Source organism: Clostridium sp. (assembly GCF_032576335.1).
In the GTDB taxonomy this organism is placed as follows: Bacteria; Bacillota; Clostridia; order Oscillospirales; family Acutalibacteraceae; genus Faecalispora.
On record NZ_JAWFXC010000001.1, the window covers coordinates 232,597 to 253,240 of the forward strand.

A 20,644-nucleotide genomic window follows, 5' to 3' on the forward strand; every position below is an offset into this window, starting at 1 on the left:
CTATTCGTTTTTATTATTTGACATCCGGCTTTTTTGCTAAACTGCGCGTTACCACAAAATTGGCGTCGAGCCCTAATAAATTTGGCACAACGATATCGCCTACGTGCACAGGAGCTTTCAGCGTAATACCATTGAGCAGACGCATCGCTTCAAAAATATCCTTTTTGGGGATTTCACGGTCTGTCTTTACCGGAACACGCTCAATGGAGGCACCCTCTATTTTCACCGTGGAGGTAACCGTACGGGTGGGAGCAGTCAGTTCCTTTTTGCCATATGCCTCTCCCCGTGGGCAAGAATTGCCCGTTACTTTATACCCGTTCTTCTCATCCACATGCAGGCGGCACCCTTTGGGACAAACAATGCAAACCAGCTCTGTCATGCGTCATTCCTCCTTCTCAATCGAAACAGTTAGCTCACCGTTTTCCGCTTTTTGCAGCAAAGACAGCGGCAGAGAGATTTTCTCCATTTCACCAGGGGCTAGGTGCTCCCGCGGATACGTAGCGATACGGGTTTCGCCGCTCTTAATCATAATTTTAGCACTGCGGAATACCTGATTCACACGGAAAAACACATCCACCGATTTTTCAACACCCTGCGGGCGGATTTTCTGTGGTACGGTGTACCCCACACCAAAGCCATTGGTAAGGCTTAATAACCCCTCTTCACTGGCACTTCCGTTTTTACTGCAAAGAGCGGCGGCTTTACCAGCACGCTGGCTTTCGGCTGTAACAAAATCCACTAAGTCGTGCACATGGGCTACGTTGCCGCACGCAAACACACCGGGGGCGCTGGTCTCCATATTTTCGTACACAACCGGTCCATTGGTGCGCGGGTCAATCGCAAGTCCAGCCTGCCGCGACAGCTCATTTTCCGGAATCAAGCCAACGGAGAGAAGCACGGTATCGCAGTCAAGAACCTCTTCCGTTCCCGGAATCGGCACCCGGTTTTCGTCTACCTTCTGCACAACCACCTGCTCAACACGCTTATCTCCTCGTATATCTGTAATGGTGTGCGACAAATGGAGCGGAATATCGTAATCGTTAAGGCACTGCACAATATTACGCATTAACCCGCCGGAGTAAGGCATTACCTCATAAACGCCAAGCACTTTAGCACCTTCCAGAGTCAGGCGGCGCGCCATAATCAGACCAATGTCTCCCGAACCAAGAATGACCACACGGTTACCGACTCGGTCTCCCTCTAGATTCATATACAATTGAGCCGCGCCCGCTGTAAACACACCTGCTGGGCGGCTTCCGGGAATACCGATGGCTCCACGGGTTCTTTCACGGCAACCCATCGCCATTACAATGGCATTTGCTTTCAGCTCCATATACCCACGCTGTGGGTTAATGGCATAGATGGTGCGTTTTTCACTCAAGTCAAGCTCAAGTACCATTGTGCCGGTGAGCACTTCAATATCTGTTTTCTTAATTTCTTCAATAAAGCGTTCAGCATATTCTGGGCCGGTCAGCTCCTGCTTAAAATAATGCAGACCAAAGCCGTTATGAATGCACTGGTTTAGAATACCGCCAAGGTCGCTCTGGCGTTCCAGAAGCAGCACGCTTTCGGCGCCATTCTGCCGTGCAGAGAGGGCAGCCGCCAAACCTGCCGGCCCACCGCCAACCACAATTACATCGTATATCTGCTTCACTGTTCCGCCGCCTCCTTCTGCTCTTTCGTCCGGCCAAGAATGATATCCATCCCTGCGCGATCCAGAGGCACCTGGCTCTCCGGAATTCCCAATTCACGGGCAATAATCGCTTGTACTCTCGGCCCGCAGAAGCCGCCTTGACAGCGCCCCATACCAGGGGTGCAGCGGCGCTTGATGCCGTCTACCGAGCGTGGCGGGAGCGGGCGGTGCATTGCGTCTACAATCTCGCCCTCCGTAACGGTTTCACAGCGGCACACAATGGTGCCATACAGTGGGTTGCGCTGAATCGCTTCGCCACGCTCCTTCGCATTAAGCGATTTAAAGCGCAACACGCGGCGCTTAGCAACAAAGTTTGGATTCGGCGCAAGCTCTAACCCTGCCTTGTGCAGCATCTGTACGATTTCACGTGCGATGGCAGGTGAGGAGGTAAGACCGGGCGATTTAATGCCTGCCATATGGAAAAAGCCCTTGCAAGCCTTTGATTCCTCCACAATAAAATCATCTTGTGTAGAAATCGCGCGCACTCCCGCAAAATTGCGGATGGAATCGCGGAAATTAATGTTCGGCACACTGCGAACTGCTGCCTGACGCACGGCATGAAGCCCGCCTGAGGTGGTGTCTGCATCATCAGCGTCCACATCCTCTGCATTGGGGCCAACAATCAAATTGCCATGCACCGTAGGTGAAACAAGAACGCCTTTCCCTACTTTGGTAGGACATTGGAAGATTACATGCTTTACAAGCTTGCCCTGTGTGGTATCTAAAACAAAATACTCGCCACGGTTCGGGGTAATTTTAAAGCTATGGTCGCCCACCATTGCTGCAATTTGGTCTGTATACACACCGGCAGCGTTTACCACAAATCGCGCTTGAACTTCTCCCTTTGCGGTTTGTAGGGTAAAGAAATCTCCATTCTTCTTGATGTCGGTCACTTGTGCATCCAGCATCACTTTTGCACCACCATCCACGGCAGCCTCGGCCTGTGCGATTGCAAGCTCCCACGGGTTTATAATTGCTCCACTGGGTGCCCAAAGTGCAAACAAAGCATCGTCACTCAGGGCGGGCTCCATTTGGTGCAATTCTTCTTTTTCAACGATTCGCAGTCCCGGAACGCCGTTCTCTATTCCTCTGTGGTACAGTTTTTCTACTGTTTTACGGTCTTCTTCCGAAAACCCAAGTACCAGCGAACCGATTTTATCATATAGAATATCCAGATCTTTGCAAAGCTGCTCGATGATCCGGTTTCCCTCCACATTACAGCGGGCCATTACAGTACCCGGCTCAGGGTCGTACCCTGCGTGAACAATCGCGCTGTTTGCTTTGGTAGTGCCGACGCTAACATCGTTCTCCTTTTCCAAAAGCACCGCGTTCACCTTGTAGCGGCTCAGTTCATACAGCATCGAACAGCCGCACGCCCCACCACCGATGATTGCTACATCAAACATCTGTAAACCTCCTAAAAGTAACGATTCGGGCAAAAAGAGCCAAGCAAAGCAGACCCAATTTTACATGAGTCTAGTTTTGCCCGGCTCTTTCTCTCAATTCTCGGCAAATTTCAGTTTATGCCATTGTAAGGGGATTGTCAAGGGATTCTTTCTTTGTTTAAAAGATTGCTGCTGCCAGCCAAGCGCCTAGAAGGCCGCCGCAAACAGGGCCTAATACGGGAATCCAGGAGTAGCTCCAATCGGAGTCTCTCTTGCCTTTAATAGGAAGAATTGCATGGGCAATGCGAGGGCTTAAATCACGAGCAGGGTTCATTGCATAACCAGTGGTACCGCCAAGGCTGGCGCCGCATGCAAAGATAATTGCGCCTACACCAAAGGTTCCCATAGCGGCAACCTCTCCCACTGGAGTTTGAGAAATGCCCAAAATGGCAAAGCATAATACGAAAGTGGCAATTACTTCACTGATAAAATTATTGCCATAACTGCGAATGGCAGGGCCAGTGCAGAACACACCAAGCTTTGTGCTGGCGTCTTCCGTAGCGTCAAAGTGGTCTTTGTACATTACCCAAACCAAAATGGCACCGACAAATCCGCCCAGCATTTCAGCAATGATATATCCAGGAACAACCGACCATGAAAGCTTGCCAATCGCCGCAAAGCCAATGACTAAGGCAGGATTAAATATTGCACCGCTGACGGTAAAGATAAGTGCGGGAATCAAAACTGCGCAAGCCCAACCAAGAGTGATAACAACCCACCCGGAGTTTTGACCCTTTGTTTTATTTAAGATAACGTTTGCAACAACCGCATCGCCTAACAGAACCAAAAGAGCGGTACCTAAAAATTCATATAGATAGTTTTGCATAACAAATCCTCCTCTATTTGCTTTTAAAACCGTGTTTTAAAGCACGCAGTACACTTTTATTTGGCTGCCCAGCCAAAGGAACGCTTCACAGCATCTTTCCAACCGCTAACCAGTTCTTCACGCTTGGCTTCTTCCATGTTCGGAGTAAACGTTCTATCAAGCGCCACGTTTTGTCGAATATCTTCTTTGTCTTTGTAATAACCAACCGCAAGACCAGCAAGGTACACCGCACCCAGAGCCGTGCTTTCAATCACCTTAGGCCGCAAAACATCAATGCCTAAAATGTCTGACTGGAACTGCATTAAGAAGTTGTTAGCAGATGCGCCACCGTCTACGTGCAATTCTTTTAGCACTACGCCCGCATCGGCTTCCATCGCCTTCATAACGTCGTAGCTCTGGTAAGCAAGACTTTCAACCGTAGCGCGAATGAAATGCTCTTTCTCAACGCCGCGGGTCAAACCAACAATAATTCCTCTTGCGTATTGGTCCCAATAGGGAGCGCCAAGGCCAACAAACGCAGGTACAACATAAACACCGGCGCTGTCTGGTACTTTCTTTGCATAAGTCTCTGTAAAGGCGGCATTATCAATCATCCGCAGGCCGTCACGCAGCCACTGAATTGCCGCTCCGGCTACGAACACGCTGCCTTCGAGTGCGTATTCCACCTTGCCGTCAAGTCCCCACGCGATGGTGGTGAGCAGACCATTCTTGGAATCAACCGCTTTTTCGCCGGTGTTCATCAAAATAAAGCAGCCTGTTCCATAGGTGTTCTTCACCAGACCGGACTCAAAGCAGCACTGGCCAAACAAGGCCGCCTGCTGGTCACCGGCAATACCGGCAATCGGGATTTCTCCTCCCAAAAACTCGGGATCCACGTTGCCATACACATAGCTTGACGGTTTTACTTCTGGCAGCATGCTCTTGGGAATTCCCAGCTCTTTCAGGATTTCGTCATCCCACTCTAACGTATGTATATTGAATAGCATGGTACGCGAGGCGTTGGTATAGTCGGTAACATGGCGCTTGCCCTTTGTCAGCTTCCAAATCAGCCAGCTGTCTACCGTACCAAACAGCAGGTCGCCTTTTTCAGCCTTTTCACGAGCACCTTCCACATTCTCCAAAATCCAGCGAACTTTTGTACCGGAGAAGTAAGCATCAATAATCAGTCCGGTTTTTTCTTTGACTGATTTCTCTAAGCCTTTCGCCTTGAGCTCGTCGCAGTATTCCGCAGTACGGCGGCATTGCCATACAATTGCATTGTAAACAGGTTGACCGGTGTGGCGATCCCAAACAATGGTTGTCTCGCGCTGATTTGTGATACCAATCGCAGCTATGTCAGAAACATCCACGTTACACCGGGCTTTTGCTTCGGTTAAAACCGCAAGCTGACTCGACCAAATCTCCATGGGGTCATGCTCCACCCAGCCTGGGTGGGGGAAAATCTGCGTAAATTCTTTCTGCGCCACATTGATGATGTTCCCCTGCTTATCAAAAATAATGCAGCGTGAGCTCGTGGTTCCCTGATCCAAAGCGATTAAGTATTTACCCATTTACAAACTCCTCCTTAAATTAACTCAACAATTCCAATATCACTCATTTTTCATATCGTGCCGCCCAACAGGTGGCTTTTGCAAAAACGTTACGCATCCCAGATTCGGTGATTTGCTCTGGTTTTGGCTTCTTTCGTACCAATACCGGTATACACCATTAACGGCCAGCTGTAACCTACGCTATAAGGCTTACAGCTTCGTTTAGCCTCCCTCCCTTGCCGTTTGGCGCACTTGGCAAACAAACGCCGTACTCTGGCTTTGAAACTCCGTTAAATTTATACCGCTACCTCCTATTTCCATATATTTTATAGTTGAAACCGTTTGCAGTGCAAACGTGGGGTCACTCTTTTATTTCTCTTGTTAAAAAGAGCAGCAAAAACCAAAAGGGCATCCCCTTGTTTTTTTTGCTGCTCTCATATCTCGCAATTCATTCAATTGTATGTTGGAAAAGCCTACATATTCCAAAGTGCCTTACAACTTGTTGACACACCCATCGCTCCTACCGCAAGGCTGTCTACCGCATTTTTCTTGGTTCGAATTAAGCCGCCAGCAATGACCGGCACGGAGGAACACTGGCTGATTTGGTGAATGATTTCAGGAATGATACCCGGTAATATTTCAATTGCATCTGCATCGCCATTGCGTACCGTTTTGCGAACGGTCTCGTACGATTTGGAGTCGAGAAGAAAAAAGCGCTGAATCACAAATACCCCTTCTTCTCTGGCGTGCTTTGCCACAACCGCTTTAGTTGTGATGACTCCGTCCGGGCCAAAATGTGTTTTTAAGAACTGGATTCCACTGCGGTCATTTGCTACGCCTTCCAATAGGTCTATATGTATATACATCTTCTTGCCTTTTTGGTGCACCTTATGGATGAGCTCTTTTAACTCGCAGATATTACCCGACAAAAGAAAAATCACTTCACAAGGTGACTCTAACGCCTCCTCTAAATCGGAGGACTCAAAAATTGCCGCAATTAACGGGTTGCGTTCCAGTGCTTCCGTAAATTCTGAATTCATTTTTCTACCTCTTGTTTTCTTCTCTATTCCTTCGAACTACACCGCCATAACATATATATGCAGCAAATATGAAAAACTGAATAAAAAAGCGCACAAAAAACGGCCAGGCCGTTTTCTGCACGTCACAATTCTCAACGCAGACATTTGGTACCTATACACAATGTACTTTTTAATCTTTTAAGCATTATACCCTGTTTTTTGAATAAGTTCAAGGCACAAAACATACAAAATACACATAGTCCATCTGTGGCAATTACCATAAATTAGCATATTTTGCTTCATCATGGCATTTGATAATTAATTCACATTATATGTTTATTTATTCACAAATCCAAGTTTGTTATGCGCCGATAAACCGCTCTTTTTATTCCTTTCTAGCTGAGAAAAATGCCTAAGCTTGTTCTGCATCACTTGGAGCGATACCAAGCTCTTCATCTTCTATTTGCGATGGCTCTTCCTTATCATCTTCAAGAACATCGAATTCTTTTTGCCTAACTCCCTGTTCTTGAGCCTCTTTTTTGCCATACGTATGGATATAATCGATTAAAAAAGAGGATACCGTTACCGTAATCAGCGAATACGCAATGCGCTCTAGAGGAATATAAGATAATGAGAGCAGTAACACACTCAAATCAGTAGCTAAATACGACCGTGAAATGCGGCAGTGCAGCAGCTTTGAAATAATAAGAGCCAAGGCATCGTCTCCCCCACTGGAACCACCCTGCCGCAAAATTAGACCGCAAGCAACACCAATAAACAGGCCACCCAAAAGAGCCGCTAATAGAGGGTAGGGAGTAAGATTCGGCAATAGCGGAGGTAAACTCTCCCAAAAGCGAAAAAATGCAGCTAGGCTAATTGTTGAAAAGGCAGATACCTTAATAAACTGCCAACCCAATAAACGGAACGCTAATGTGTAACAAAGCAAATCGAGAATGGGAGAAAGAATAGAAGGCGATAGGCCTGTCCAATGGTTTAACAGGAGTATTAGACCAAGCGCGCCTCCCTCTGTAATATCTACCCTTTGGTGAATATTTGTAATGCCAAACGAACCGATAGCTGTGCCAAGCATAATAAATAGAATTCGTTTAGCAGTAAACAATTCTTTATTACGAAGATAGCTATCACGCAATTTATCTGTAACCGTCATCGCTCTCTACCTCTCCCAATCAATCTCTTGCTGAATGTTACGTTACTTTGAGTATACCCCAATCCTAGCTTAGTTGCTATTGGGATGGAAGAACTTTAAATAAAAGCATTTATTAGAAAAAAAGTCTACTGTAAGAAAAAATTTCTATCCATTGCCATTTTACCATTGACGCGCACATTGCCAATACGGTTATAATAGAGTAGAAAAAGGAGTTCTCTCTAAATTATAGAAAGCATAACCTATTTTTTTTAAGTTTATATAGTAGAATATTAAAAAGGAATTCCGAAAGAGAGGAACATAAGATGGAATTAAAGGATTATAAAATGGGGATGGGAACCTGGAAGTTGGCTGAAAATCACAGCCCTCGCTCGGAGGAACACAAAGCACTCTCTTTTGGCTTAGAAAACGGCCTAACTCTAATCGATACCGCTGAAATGTATGGTAACGGAAGCTCGGAAGAGTTAGTGGGCGAGGTGATTCATCCCTTTCCTCGGGAATCCATCTATTTGGTTTCAAAGGTTTACCCGCACAATGCATCCAAACAAAAGATGAAAAAAGCCTGCCATGCGTCTTTACGGCGCCTTGGAACCGATACTTTGGATTTATACCTACTGCACTGGCGTGGAGATATTCCTTTGGAAGAAACCGTTGCTGCTTTTGAGGACTTAAAACAGGAGGGGTGCATCCGCAACTGGGGTGTATCAAACTTTGATGTAGCCGCTTTGGAAGAGCTGTGGAGCATACCAGGTGGGAATGCTTGTGCCGCAAACCAAGTGCTTTATCACATTGCTTCCCGCGGAGTGGAGTATGACCTTCTCCCGTGGCATCGAGAGCACCGTATCCCTCTCATGGCGTATTCCCCATTGGCACATGGGGAGCACTACCGAAAGACAGTTGCCGCCAGTACAGCCTTACGGGAAATTGCGGAGATGCACGAAGCCTCTATTTATCAAATAATGCTGGCGTTTTTGGCACAACAGGAGTTTGTTATCTCTTTGCCCAAAGCAGCCAGCCTATCACATATAAAAGAAAATATAAAAAGCCTGAACATTCACTTAACCGCAGAGGATATAAATGCGATAAATCAGGATTTCGCACCGCCTACCCAAAAAACCAAACTCGATATGCTGTAAACGAAGCGAAGGAGCTGTGGCCACAATGAGCAGAAGAAAACAGCTAAAAATGAAGCCAGTTGGCGTAAAGCATTTGGAGCAATACAATCAGCTTTTGCGGTATGTGTTTCAGGTAACGGACCGGGAGCTGCACCAAACCGGCTGGGAAGACGACGAAATAATGAAGACCAAATTTCCCGTTCTTCAGCAGGCCGATGTACTCGGCTGGTTCGATGGCGATAAGCTCATTTCGCAGGTGGCAGTATACCCCTGCCAAGTGCGTATTTTTGACCGCACCTATCACATGGGCGGCCTAACCGGCGTTGGTACCTACCCGGAATACTCCAACCAAGGTCTTATGCACAAGCTGCTGTTTAAAGCGTTGGAGAACATGCGCAATAAAAAACAGTCCATCTCCTATTTATACCCTTATTCCATCCCCTATTACCGCAGAAAGGGATGGGAGATTATCTCTGACCGCATCACGTATGAGATTAACGACTACCAGCTTCCCAAAAACAAGCAGGTTCCCGGCGAGGTAGAACGCGTAGATATTGAAAGCAAGGAGCTGCGGCGGGCTTACCACCGCTACGCCATGCAAACACATGGCTCCATGCTGCGGGATGACCTAGCGTGGGAAGAATACTGGCGGTGGGATTTGGATGACCTCATGGCGGCAATTTATTATAACGAAAAGGGCGAGCCGGACGGCTACGTGCTCTATTGGATTTCAGACGAGATTTTTCGTATTAAAGACATGATTTTTATGAACGAAGAAGCACGCAGTGGTCTTTGGAATTTTATTAGTGCGCACTTTTCCATGATTTCTAAAGTGGTTGGAGATATTTATACAGATGAACCATTGGCTTTCCTTTTGGAGGACGGCGATATTAAAGAAACCATCTCCCCTTATTTTATGGCACGTATTGTAGATATTGAGCAGTTTATTGCGCAATATCCCTTTAAGCCAGATACCGGTGAGCGGGAATGGACATTTACGCTCGATGACCCGATGCTCTCATGGAACCAAGGCGTTTTCACACTCAAAATTACGCCAGAAGGCAAAGGCAGTATCACTCGCAGTACAGAGCACGGAACCGATAAAACTGATATTCAAACCATGACGACTATGCTGTTAGGCTATAAAAGACCGGATTACCTGCATAAAATTGGGCGCATCCAATGCAGCCCCACCACAGTAGATCTGTTAGAAGACGCCATTGAGCAGCAAACTCCTTATTTTTCGGATTATTTCTAATATTTGCGAATTATTATTGTTTTCAAAAAATTCATAATTTATATACAACTTCGCTTCTTTTTTTCTGTATTATTATTACAAAGAGAAATGAATCATTGAAGTAGACAAGCTTCCCCGTCTATCTCATCAATTATTATTCATTTTTGGAATACTCCTGTTTTAGATTAGCCCGAATATGCTACCTCTGTTACAGGAAGAGTCAATGATCGTTCTCTACCGCCAGAACGCCTTGGCTGTGGCCCGACAGACCAAGACAACGTAAATGCAAGTTATAAAAACCAAGCAGCGTGAGCCCGGATATACCGACTCGCGCTGCTTTTCTTTTTTTATTTTATAAAAAACTTGTCAGATTCGGCTTCATTTTGTAGACTGGCAATCCACCGGCCACCATGGTAGCATATCCATTCCTTTGCCCCGTAGCTGAAAAGCATTTGCATCGATTTTTCTGCCTGCGCTAAATCGAGCGCAAACTGCGGGTTTGCAATAACCGGCACTCCGTTTTCCAGCGCAACGGCATCACCGGTAATAATGGTTTGAAACTGCTTTAGATACAAAGAGGTATGCCCTGGTGTATGGCCCGGCGTTGCAATTACTGTGCAGCCGCCGCACCAATTCAACTCTTCACCGTCGCTTACTTCAACATCTACTGGAACAGCCTGTACCCTTTCTAAAAGTGCGCAGAAGGCTTTGCCAAACTCCTGCTGCTCCGGCGGCAGCTTTTCTTGCATCTCCTCTGCCTGTGTGAGTCGCAAGGATTTTTCCGCACCGGAGATGTACGGTGCCTCTCTTCTGCTGGTCACCACTTTTATATGGGGGTATTTTTTTATTAAATCTGCCAATGCACCCATATGATCATGGTCTTGATGCGTAATAAATACATGGGTTAAATTTGCTGCTGAAAACCCGTTTTCTGTAAGTGCCTGCTCTATTTGAGGAAGAAACCCAACATATCCGCAGTCTATCAGCACTAAATGAGATTCATCCTGCAATACAACAGGATGAATTGTTTCGGTTACCCCTCTAAATTGTGCATGGATGGTTAGCATGGTAATTGAGCTCATTTTTTGTCCTTTCCACTCTCTGGTCGGCTTTCAAGTCTAGCTTTTTTTCATTGTTACTTATATATTTTCATTTTAAATAGTGTAATGGAAAAGAACCTAAAAGGCAAGCGGGCCTGCAAATACTATATTTTGAAGTGATTCCTTTCAAAATTTGGCATTATTCTTCCCTTTTATTTGAAAAAGTGTTATAAAAGTAAGAAGATACTTTGGGAAACACAAAAAGACTTTTCTAAAATACTAAGAACCACGCCAACCAGAACGGAGGAATTCTATTTGCAGGAGAAACCGAATCGTTACATCTATTTACTTTCCGCAGGGCACCTGTTTACCGATATGAACCAAGGAGCACTGCCAATCATACTTCCATTTTTAATAACGGCATACCATTTTACCTATGCGGAGGTTGCAAGCCTTGTCTTGGCATCCACCGTTGTTTCTTCCATTATACAGCCGGTTTTTGGAAGTATGGCAGATAAAACACCAAGGCCATGGATGATGGCAGTGGGTGTTTTGCTGGCTGGCGGCGGAATGGCGGCCGTTGGCTTTCTTTCCGATTACCGCCTTTTGTTTTTATCCATTATGATTAGTGGTATTGGCGTTGCGGCATTTCACCCCGAGGGTGCGCGGATGGCCAATAAGGTTTCGGGTGAGAAAAAGGGCGCCGGCGTCAGCATCTTTTCCTTTGGCGGTAACGCAGGCTTTGCCGTTGGGCCTATATTGGCTGCGACATCCATTGCCATGTTTGGCCTAAAGGGAACCGCTATTTTGGCTATCCCCTGTGTTCTCATGGCGATTACATTCTTTACACAAATAAGGAAAATGAACGCTGTTTCCGCTCCCACTGCCACCGCAGTACATAGCACTGAAAGCTCCCCTGAACCGGATCAATGGAAGCCTTTTTCCCTGCTCAGCATTCTGCTATTTGGCCGCTCCATTGTATTTTGCGGACTAAGCACCTTTTTACCACTCTTTTTCATACAAATATTGCAACAATCCGATACGGTAGGCAGCGCGCTTCTCAGCTTTTACTTTGTAATTGGCGCCGCCAGCACCTTAATTGGCGGCAGGCTGGGAGACCGTTATGGTTTTATTAAAATTACCCGCATTGGCTTTACGCTCCTTGTGCCAATAATGGCCGCTTTGGCAATCACCCGCAGTTTAGTCCCCACCGTATTGCTTCTCATTCCACTTGCCTTTGCTCTATATTCCCCCAGCAGTCTTACGGTGGTACTGGGGCAGAAGTACTTGCCCAACCGCATGGGCCTTGCCTCAGGAATTACGCTAGGGCTCTCCGTGAGTATAGGCGGGATGGTTGCCCCCTTACTAGGGCGTTTGGCAGATTCCCATGGCTTGCTGGCCGCTATGTATGCACTGGCAGCCATATCGGCAATACCGGCGATTATGTCCTTTACCTTAAAGGACGAAAAAAAGCAAAAACCCGAATTGCCCATAGAAGAAGTTTAATAGAGAAGCCGGAATCGCATTTGCGATTCCGGCTTCTCTATTAATGAGCTACGGTGCTCAGGCGGCAAATCGCCTGCTTCATCTCTCGAACGTATTCCTCCACATGTGGTACACTGTCTCTTCCATAAATTCCGATGATTTTAACAATCGCAGAGCCAACAATCACTCCGTCTGAAATTGCCGCCATCTGTCTTGCCTGCTCCGGGGTAGAAATGCCAAAGCCCACCGCTACGGGGGTATCTGTCATTTCTCGTACCAAAGCAGTTATCTCTTGTACCTCAGTGGAAAATTCTGACCGTACTCCGGTAACTCCCAAGGAAGATACACAATACAAAAAGCCTTGAGCCTGCTGCGCAATTTGTTTTACCCTCCTATGAGAGGTAGGGGAAACGAGAGAAACAAAGTCGATGCCATACTGTTTGCAAACGGGCTCGAATTCTTCCTTTTCTTCAAAGGGTACGTCTGGCAAAATCAAGCCATCCATACCAATTTCAGCGGCAGTTTTGAGAAATCGCTCCGTTCCATAAGAGAACACCACATTTGCATAGGTCATAAACACCAGTGGAACAGTAACCTTTTTTCTCACACGACGTACCATCTCAAAAACGCGGTCTGTCGTAACACCGTTTTTTAAGGCACGCAGATTTGCCGCTTGAATCACAGGCCCTTCTGCTGTGGGGTCTGAAAACGGAATCCCCAGCTCAATTACATCAGCACCCGCATTCGCAATGGATTCAATCAGCCGCTCCGTCGTTTCTAAGTCCGGGTCTCCACAGGTTAAAAAGGCTACAAATGCCTTTCCGTTTGAAAATGCTTGTTTTAGTCGGTTCATTCGCTTACAACCTCCCCCCTGTACCGCGCAATGGCGGCACAATCCTTATCGCCGCGACCAGAAAGGTTTACAACGATAATCTGGTTTTTCTGCATCGTAGGTGCAAGCTTTAGCGCATAAGCGATGGCATGCGCGCTCTCAATGGCAGGGATGATCCCCTCTGTTCGAGAAAGGAATTCAAACGCGTTTACAGCCTCATCATCCGTAATGGCCACATATTCCGCACGGCCTATATCGTAAAGATTTGCATGCTCTGGCCCCACCCCCGGGTAATCAAGCCCGGCGGAAATGGAATAGACCGGCGCAATTTGCCCGTATTCATCCTGGCAGAAATACGATTTCATTCCGTGAAAAATCCCCAGCTTACCGGTAGAAATCGTTGCCGCTGTTTCAAAAGAATCTATGCCACGCCCTGCGGCCTCACAGCCAATCAGCCGCACAGAGGTATCATCAATAAAATGATAGAATGCACCAATTGCATTGGAGCCGCCGCCTACGCAGGCCAGAACCGCATCTGGCAATCGCCCCTCTTTTTGCAAAATTTGCTCTTTGATTTCTTTTGATATGACAGCCTGAAAATCACGTACGATGGTTGGGAACGGGTGAGGCCCCATCACGGAGCCGAGCACATAATGTGTGTCGGCAACCCGGCTGGTCCACTCCCGCATCGTTTCGGATACGGCGTCCTTAAGTGTGGCAGTGCCGCTCGTAACGGGGTTTACCTTTGCCCCAAGCAAACGCATTTTGTACACATTCAATGCTTGCCGCTTTGTATCTTCCTCCCCCATGAAGATTTCACACTCCATGCCCATCAACGCGGCGACGGTAGCCGTAGCTACCCCATGCTGCCCCGCTCCGGTTTCGGCAATCACACGTGTTTTCCCCATTCTCTTTGCCAAAAGTACCTGCCCCAGCACGTTGTTGATTTTGTGCGCTCCGGTGTGGTTTAAATCCTCCCGCTTGAGGTATATTTTTGCCCCGCCAAGGTGCTTCGTCATATTCTCTGCATAGTAGAGTAATGACGGGCGCCCTGCGTAATTGTTCAATAATTCTGTCAGCTCTTTGTTAAACTGCGGGTCGTCTTTATAGTGCTGATACGCCTCTTCCAGCTCAATCACAGCCGTCATCAGCGTTTCTGGAATGTATTGGCCGCCGTGTACGCCAAACCTGCCTTTTCCCATTACTTTCACTCCTTTGTATTGATTCGCTCTGTCTTATCTCCTGCTTTTTGCACCGCAGCTACGGCGGAGAGTATTTTTACCGGGTCTTTTTGTTTATCCGTTTCTACCCCAGAGCTGATATCTACCATAAAAGGGGCAAAGCGGGCAATCGCCTGCGGGATGTTTTGCGGTGTTAAACCGCCCGCCAGCACAAAGGGGCGGCTCATCCCCGAAATCAGCGACCAATCAAATGCTTCTCCTGTTCCATAGCCATTGTCGAGCAGAATGAGGTCTGCTGTGCTTTTTTCTGCCATTTGCAAGTCTTCTATGGCTCGCACACGAAATGCCTGCCAAATGGGAACACCGGGAATCCGCAATTTTAACTCGTCGATATACTCCTTGCTTTCGCCGCCATGCAGCTGAATTATTTGAATCACACCCTCATGGCATAGCGTTGCAATCTGTTCCTGCGGCGCATTTACGAATACCCCCACCGCCGGTATGGACGAATGAATGCATTTTCGAAGCTGCTCGGCCTGCTGCATTGTTACATTGCGGTGGCTTTTTTCGTAGAAAACAAAGCCTGCGTAATCTGGCATCGCCTTATTAACGTAGTCAGCGTCGCACGGGCAAAATATCCCGCAGATTTTAATTTTTGTCATATTGCAGCCCTCCGAAATTCCTCAAGTAACGCACACCGATTCGGTGCTTTCATCAGTGCCTCCCCTACCAAAACCGCATCGGCTCCTGCTGCTTTCAGCCGGGCAATGTCCTTTACTCCTGTAACACCCGACTCCGCTACGAAAAGAACTTTTGCCGGAATTTTCTCCCGCAGGCGAACGGCATTCTCAAAATTGACGGTAAAGTCTTTGAGATTACGATTATTCACTCCAATGATTTGTGCACCCGCCTGAACCGCAGATTCAATTTCGGCTTCGTCGTGCGCCTCCACCAAGGCAGAAAGCCCTAACACATCGCAAATCTCAAGGTAATGTGCAATGGTTTTGGTAGGAAGCAGAGAACAAATCAGCAGTACCGCATCCGCTCCCAGTGCCTTAGCCTCATAAAGCTGGTATTCGTCCACTGTAAAATCTTTGCGCAGCATGGGGGTAGCAACCGCATTTCGAATGCTTCGAAAAATCTCATCGGACCCCAGAAACCACTTTGGTTCCGTCAGGCAAGAGATGCAATCTGCTCCCGCAGATTGATACTCCTGTGCGATGGCAAGGTACGGAAAGTCCTCTGAAAGAATGCCCTTGGAGGGAGACGCCTTTTTCACCTCGCAGATAAAAGACATCTCTTTGGCTTGTAATGCCTGAATAAATCGAAGCTCTCCTTTGGGAAATTGAAGTGCCGCTTTACGCAGCTTTTCCATAGAGATTAATCTTTTTGCTGTTGCCACACGCTGGGCAGCATGTGCCGCAATCTCATCCAGTATCATGACGCCGCCTCTTCCTTCCGGTTGGACTCCCTAATGAATTCCTGCAATTTTGCCATGGCCTTACCGCTGTCTATCAACTCTGCCGCCAAATGAACGCCCTCTGCTAGGGAATCTGCCTTTCCCGCCACATACAGCCCTGCTCCCGCATTGAGCAGAACCGCATCCCGCTTCGCGCCTTTTACACTATTTAGAATATTGAGCGTTATTTGTGCATTCTCCTGCGGAGTGCCGCCAACCAGCTCTGTTTTATTGCAGGCGGTCAGGCCAAAATCCTGCGGGCGAATCACATATGTGGTAAAGCAGTCATCCTCAAATTCGCATACGGTAGTTGGCGACGAAAGAGAGATTTCATCAAGTTTATCCTGTCCGTAGACCACCATGCCACGCCGTACCCCCAAATTGTGAAGCACGTGAGCAAGCGGTTCCACCATCTCTTCGGCATATACGCCAAGCACTTGCATATTGGCATGAGCCGGGTTCGTAAGCGGGCCCAGAATATTGAAAATCGTACGAATCCCCAGCTCCTTGCGAACAGGGCCAACGTACTTCATAGAAGAATGGTAGGCTTGCGCAAAGAAAAAGCAAATGCCAACATTTTGGAGGAGGGAAACGCATTGCTCTGGCGAAAGACTAATATTCACGCCCAACGCTTCGAGGCAGTCTGCCGCGCCGCTGCGGGAGGAGGCCGCACGGTTACCGTGCTTTGCCACCCGAACCCCACCCGCCGCAATCACGATGGATGAGGTGGTGGAAATATTGAATGAATTGGAGCCGTCCCCACCCGTTCCAACAATCTCAAGTAAATCCTCTTTGTAATTTACCGGAAGAGCATGTGCGCGCATTCCGGCGGCGCAGGCGGTAATTTCTTCTATCGTTTCTCCCTTGGCAGAGAGTGCCGCGAGGAACGCCGCAGTTTGCACGGGCGATGTGCCGCCGCTCATGATTTCATTCATGACAGCCATTGCCTCGTCGTACGTTAAATCTTTGCGGTCAATGAGTTTTGAGGTTGCTTCTTTAATCATGGCGAACGCCCCTTTCACAGTACAAGAAATTTTGAATGATTTGCATTCCGTTTTCGGTTAGGATAGACTCGGGGTGAAACTGCACCCCATAAACGGGGAACTCTCGGTGCATTACCGCCATTATTTCACCATCATCTGTTAATGCAGTCACTTTTAGGCAGTCGGGCATTGTACTCGGTACGGCAGCAAGAGAGTGGTAGCGTGCTGCCTTTATCTGTCTGGGAAGCCCTGTAAACAGGGGGCAATCTTCTTCCAATGTAATCACAGACTGCTTGCCGTGCATCAACTGCTTTGCATGAGCGATTGTAGCACCGTATACCTCGCAAATTGCCTGATGCCCCAAACAAACGCCAAGCAGCGGAATGTATTGCCCCAGCTCTTTTGCGGCTCTTATGCAAATACCTGCATCTGCTGGGTAACCCGGGCCGGGCGAAAGGATGATATGCGAGGGAGCAAGCTCCTTTACCTGTTCCACCGTAAGCTCATCATTGCGCACAACACGAACATCGGGTTGATTTGCTCCAACAAACTGGTACAAGTTATACGAAAAGCTGTCGTAGTTATCAATCAGCAGAATCATCGTTCAGCCCTCCCTGCGCTGCTTCCAACGCTCCAATTACGGCCTTGGCTTTCTGAATACATTCCCGATACTCGTTTTCCGGCACACTGTCTGCCACAATTCCAGCTCCGGAGCGAACAAACACCTTGCCATTCTTTTTGTAGGCCATGCGAATGGCAATGCAGGTGTCGAGGTTCCCGGTAAAATCGATGTACCCAATGGCACCTCCATAGATACCACGCTTGCTATTCTCCAGCTCATTAATAATCTGGCAGGCACGAATTTTAGGGGCGCCCGAAAGCGTACCCGCAGGCAGAATCGCGTCAATCACATCCGCCGCGTCGAAGTCTTTTCGCAAGGTACCTCGAACGGTGGAACCGATGTGCATTACATGCGAAAAGCGTTCAATTTGCATGTATTGCTCTACCTGAACACTGCCAAACTCACTGATTCTGCCAATGTCGTTACGCCCCAAATCCACCAGCATGTTGTGCTCGGCACATTCCTTTTCGTCTGCGAGCAGCTCTTGCTCCAGCCGTTTGTCTTCCTCCACCGTTTTGCCGCGCGGGCGGGTACCAGCCAGCGGGAACGTGTGCAAAACACCGTTTTGCAGGCGAACCAGTGTTTCTGGCGATGCACCGGCAACCTCCATGTCGTCGCTTGAAAAATAAAACATATAGGGTGAGGGGTTTGTGGTGCGTAGTACACGGTAGGTATCCAAAAGGCTCCCCTCAAAGCTTGCTTCCAGCCGGTTGGAGAGCACTACCTGAAAAATGTCTCCCTCGAGAATATGCTCCTTTGCCCGCTGTACCATCGCACAATATTCCGTTTCATTAAAAAGAGCGTGCACCGGGGAGGTCATTTTCCCCAGTTCTTCCTGTTTCGCTTCGCCATTTACAAGCAACTCCCGCAGCTTTTTGAGTTCCATTTCTGCACGGTGGTATTCGGTCTCAAGTTGCTCGCACCGTGCGTTTACAATCAGAATCACCTTCTGACGGTAGTGGTCAAAGGCAATCACCTTATCAAACAGCATCAAATCAACATCTCGAAATCCTTCCTCATCATTGGCGTCTAAAACCAGGGATGGTTCTGCATATTTGATGTAGTCGTAGGAAAAATAACCCACCAGTCCGCCGGTAAAAGGAGGCAGGTTTTCCATACGCGGGCTGCGGTTGTCTGCCAGCACTTGTCGAATTACTTCTTTGGGGTGCTTTGTTTGTACTGTAATGGAAGAACCGGCACGCAGGGTGAGAACTCCATCTGTACAGGTTAGCTTTAGGGCGGGATCAAACCCAAGGAAGCTGTACCTGCCCCACACTCGGCTATTCTCAACGGATTCAAGCAAGCAGCAATGGCTGCTCACATTTTTCAGCTTCCGCAGCGCCTCTATGGGGGTTAGGCAGTCAGCATACAGCTCACAGTGAATCGGGATGACTTGGTATTCGCCAGACTGTGCCATGCGCTTCGCCTCTGGAAAAGTGGGGTTTGCCATACTTCATCAACCTTTCTTCTTGCCAGAAGACGACAAAAAAGCCCGCCCCTGACAAAGTAAAATTTGTCAAGGACGAGCTGAAGGCTCGCGGTGCCACCCTGATTCACGGTATAACAACCGTGCTCTTAGCGAGATACTAACATATCCCCGGCAACTTACGCATGCCTACGCGTCGCAGAATACTCGGGTTTCCCCTTTGACTGCGCCCTCTGCGGTCCATTTGATGACTTGTTTTCTGCCCGACTCTCAGCACCGCGGGCTCTCTGTAAGAGCATAATCACCGTTATCTCCGCATCAACGGTTTTGATTATTTAATTTTCACTAAGTTACCACAGAAAAGTCTTGTTGTCAATACTCTGTTAGAAGAAAAAACTCGTTTTGTCTTTGGAACACAATATTCAAAACTATGTTATTTGTTACTGCGCTACCTTTTCTTTTATGCAGGCAATGTATTCTTCGCCCCACACTCCCACGGCATCTAACACTGGCTGAAAATTGCGGCCAAGCTGACTGAGCGAGTATTCTACTTTGGGCGGTATTTGGTTATAAACTGTGCGTTCAATCAGCCCGTTATCCTGCATCATATGCAGTTGCTTGGTGAGTGTGGCCTGTGTTAGGCGGGGCAATGCCCGCTGCAGCTCGTTAAATCGCATAGTTTTCATGCTAAGCTGGTATAATATTAAAATCGTCCATTTGCCGGTTAACATCTTTTGCACCGTTACATAGGGGCAAATTCCGAACAAGTCTTTTTCCATACAATATATCGCTCCCTTGAAAATTGATATAAATAGTATCCGAAAAGATACTAACAATACAAAATAATTGTACTTGAATAAAATCGAGTACTATGTTTAAATAGTAGCAAGAAAAAGATAACAAGTCAATAAAAGGAGAAATATTCATGAAGGAAATATGTGAATTCTTAAAGCAGTGCGGAACCTATTATGTAGCCACGACGGAAGGTAATCAGCCTCGAGTTCGCCCCTTTGGCACAGCAGAAATTTTTGAAGGCAAGCTTTACATTCAAACCGGCAAGGTAAAAAATGTGTATCGTCAAATGAAAGAAAACCCCCTCATAGAAATTAGCGGAATGAATGGCGGGCGTTGGATTCGCCTGCAAGCTACTGCAGTAGAGGATGACCGGATGGAAGCACGGCAGCATATGCTGGACTCCTACCCATCCTTAGCAAACATGTATCGTGCCGATGACGGCAATACCGTTGTTTTTTCCTTGGAAAACGCCACCGCCACCATTTGCTCCTTTACGGAAGAGCCGAAAGTCATTCGTTTTTAATCCTTCTTTTTATAAAAAAGCAGCGAGCTATCTGGCTCGCTGCTTTTTCTATTTTGTTCATTTATATTTCTCAATCATTTTAACTAAACCCATATTGATTACGCCTGATACAGCGTAATTCTATGGGCAACCTAATTTAAAATAACGGCGTGAAATCACATCATTTTCACTAATTTCTTTTTCAAAAAAGACGCTTTTTTTCATTCATTTTTTCTCTTGACGAATACCTGTTTTTTTTAATATAATGTTGTATGTTAAACAGTTCTATA

At 47.3% G+C, this 20,644-nt stretch carries 20 protein-coding genes; 4 read left to right on the plus strand and 16 right to left on the minus strand.

Translation table 11 applies throughout. The annotated features are described in order from the left end of the window. Positions 1–13: 13 nt before the first annotated feature. From E7L17_RS01005 to E7L17_RS01035, 7 genes are all read right to left on the minus strand, one after another. Complete coding sequence (locus E7L17_RS01005; protein ID WP_316321396.1) at positions 14–379, minus strand: DUF1667 domain-containing protein; 366 nt, start codon at positions 377–379, stop codon at positions 14–16. 3 nt (positions 380–382) lie between these two features. Beyond that, positions 383–1,654, minus strand: a complete 1,272-nt coding sequence (locus tag E7L17_RS01010; protein ID WP_316321397.1) for an NAD(P)/FAD-dependent oxidoreductase — start codon at positions 1,652–1,654, stop codon at positions 383–385. Then, the gene (locus tag E7L17_RS01015) at positions 1,651–3,099 is read right to left on the minus strand and encodes an NAD(P)/FAD-dependent oxidoreductase (protein WP_316321398.1); all 1,449 of its coding nucleotides are present in this window, start codon (positions 3,097–3,099) and stop codon (positions 1,651–1,653) included. The genes E7L17_RS01010 and E7L17_RS01015 overlap by 4 nt, the downstream gene beginning before the upstream one ends. Positions 3,100–3,256: 157 nt before the next feature. Further along, on the minus strand, positions 3,257–3,964 hold the full coding sequence (locus E7L17_RS01020; protein ID WP_316321399.1) for an MIP/aquaporin family protein: 708 nt from the start codon (positions 3,962–3,964) through the stop codon (positions 3,257–3,259). A 56-nt stretch (positions 3,965–4,020) separates the two neighbouring features. Beyond that, positions 4,021–5,514, minus strand: coding sequence for a glycerol kinase GlpK (glpK, locus tag E7L17_RS01025; RefSeq protein ID WP_316321400.1), 1,494 nt, complete (start codon positions 5,512–5,514; stop codon positions 4,021–4,023). 452 nt (positions 5,515–5,966) lie between these two features. Continuing rightward, positions 5,967–6,533, minus strand: coding sequence for a glycerol-3-phosphate responsive antiterminator (locus tag E7L17_RS01030; protein WP_316321401.1), 567 nt, complete (start codon positions 6,531–6,533; stop codon positions 5,967–5,969). A gap of 391 nt (positions 6,534–6,924) precedes the next feature. Continuing rightward, positions 6,925–7,680: a YitT family protein gene (locus tag E7L17_RS01035; RefSeq protein WP_316321402.1), complete on the minus strand. Its 756-nt coding sequence runs from the start codon at positions 7,678–7,680 to the stop codon at positions 6,925–6,927. 302 nt (positions 7,681–7,982) lie between these two features. Between E7L17_RS01035 and E7L17_RS01040 the strand changes: the two genes are divergently transcribed. Further along, positions 7,983–8,813, plus strand: a complete 831-nt coding sequence (locus E7L17_RS01040; RefSeq protein WP_316321403.1) for an aldo/keto reductase — start codon at positions 7,983–7,985, stop codon at positions 8,811–8,813. A gap of 25 nt (positions 8,814–8,838) precedes the next feature. Beyond that, complete coding sequence (eis, locus tag E7L17_RS01045; protein WP_316321404.1) at positions 8,839–10,050, plus strand: enhanced intracellular survival protein Eis; 1,212 nt, start codon at positions 8,839–8,841, stop codon at positions 10,048–10,050. Positions 10,051–10,376: 326 nt separating this feature from the next. On the opposite strand, the gene E7L17_RS01050 is transcribed toward eis, so the two are convergent. Then, positions 10,377–11,111, minus strand: coding sequence for an MBL fold metallo-hydrolase (locus tag E7L17_RS01050; protein WP_316321405.1), 735 nt, complete (start codon positions 11,109–11,111; stop codon positions 10,377–10,379). A gap of 273 nt (positions 11,112–11,384) precedes the next feature. Between E7L17_RS01050 and E7L17_RS01055 the strand changes: the two genes are divergently transcribed. Further along, on the plus strand, positions 11,385–12,575 hold the full coding sequence (locus E7L17_RS01055) for an MFS transporter (RefSeq protein WP_316321406.1): 1,191 nt from the start codon (positions 11,385–11,387) through the stop codon (positions 12,573–12,575). Positions 12,576–12,615: 40 nt separating this feature from the next. Here the strand turns inward: E7L17_RS01055 and trpA are convergent, their stop codons facing one another. The 8 genes from trpA to E7L17_RS01095 all read right to left on the minus strand — a co-directional run bounded on the left by trpA (position 12,616) and on the right by E7L17_RS01095 (position 19,836). Further along, positions 12,616–13,407, minus strand: a complete 792-nt coding sequence (gene trpA, locus E7L17_RS01060; RefSeq protein WP_316321407.1) for a tryptophan synthase subunit alpha — start codon at positions 13,405–13,407, stop codon at positions 12,616–12,618. Then, complete coding sequence (trpB, locus tag E7L17_RS01065) at positions 13,404–14,588, minus strand: tryptophan synthase subunit beta (protein WP_316321408.1); 1,185 nt, start codon at positions 14,586–14,588, stop codon at positions 13,404–13,406. The genes trpA and trpB overlap by 4 nt, the downstream gene beginning before the upstream one ends. 5 nt (positions 14,589–14,593) lie before the next feature. Further along, positions 14,594–15,229, minus strand: a complete 636-nt coding sequence (locus E7L17_RS01070) for a phosphoribosylanthranilate isomerase (RefSeq protein WP_316321409.1) — start codon at positions 15,227–15,229, stop codon at positions 14,594–14,596. Then, a complete protein-coding gene (gene trpC, locus E7L17_RS01075) occupies positions 15,226–16,008 on the minus strand; it encodes an indole-3-glycerol phosphate synthase TrpC (protein WP_316321410.1) in 783 nt (260 codons plus the stop codon). The genes E7L17_RS01070 and trpC overlap by 4 nt, the downstream gene beginning before the upstream one ends. After that, positions 16,005–17,030, minus strand: coding sequence for an anthranilate phosphoribosyltransferase (gene trpD, locus E7L17_RS01080; RefSeq protein WP_316321411.1), 1,026 nt, complete (start codon positions 17,028–17,030; stop codon positions 16,005–16,007). The genes trpC and trpD overlap by 4 nt, the downstream gene beginning before the upstream one ends. Further along, complete coding sequence (locus E7L17_RS01085; RefSeq protein WP_316321412.1) at positions 17,023–17,610, minus strand: aminodeoxychorismate/anthranilate synthase component II; 588 nt, start codon at positions 17,608–17,610, stop codon at positions 17,023–17,025. The genes trpD and E7L17_RS01085 overlap by 8 nt, the downstream gene beginning before the upstream one ends. Then, on the minus strand, positions 17,594–19,081 hold the full coding sequence (trpE, locus tag E7L17_RS01090) for an anthranilate synthase component I (protein WP_316321413.1): 1,488 nt from the start codon (positions 19,079–19,081) through the stop codon (positions 17,594–17,596). Before trpE ends, E7L17_RS01085 begins: the two co-directional genes overlap by 17 nt. A gap of 416 nt (positions 19,082–19,497) precedes the next feature. After that, the gene (locus E7L17_RS01095; protein WP_316321414.1) at positions 19,498–19,836 is read right to left on the minus strand and encodes a helix-turn-helix domain-containing protein; all 339 of its coding nucleotides are present in this window, start codon (positions 19,834–19,836) and stop codon (positions 19,498–19,500) included. Positions 19,837–19,982: 146 nt separating this feature from the next. On the opposite strand from E7L17_RS01095, the gene E7L17_RS01100 reads away from it, so the two are divergent. Then, the gene (locus tag E7L17_RS01100; protein ID WP_316321415.1) at positions 19,983–20,375 is read left to right on the plus strand and encodes a pyridoxamine 5'-phosphate oxidase family protein; all 393 of its coding nucleotides are present in this window, start codon (positions 19,983–19,985) and stop codon (positions 20,373–20,375) included. Positions 20,376–20,644: the final 269 nt, after the last annotated feature.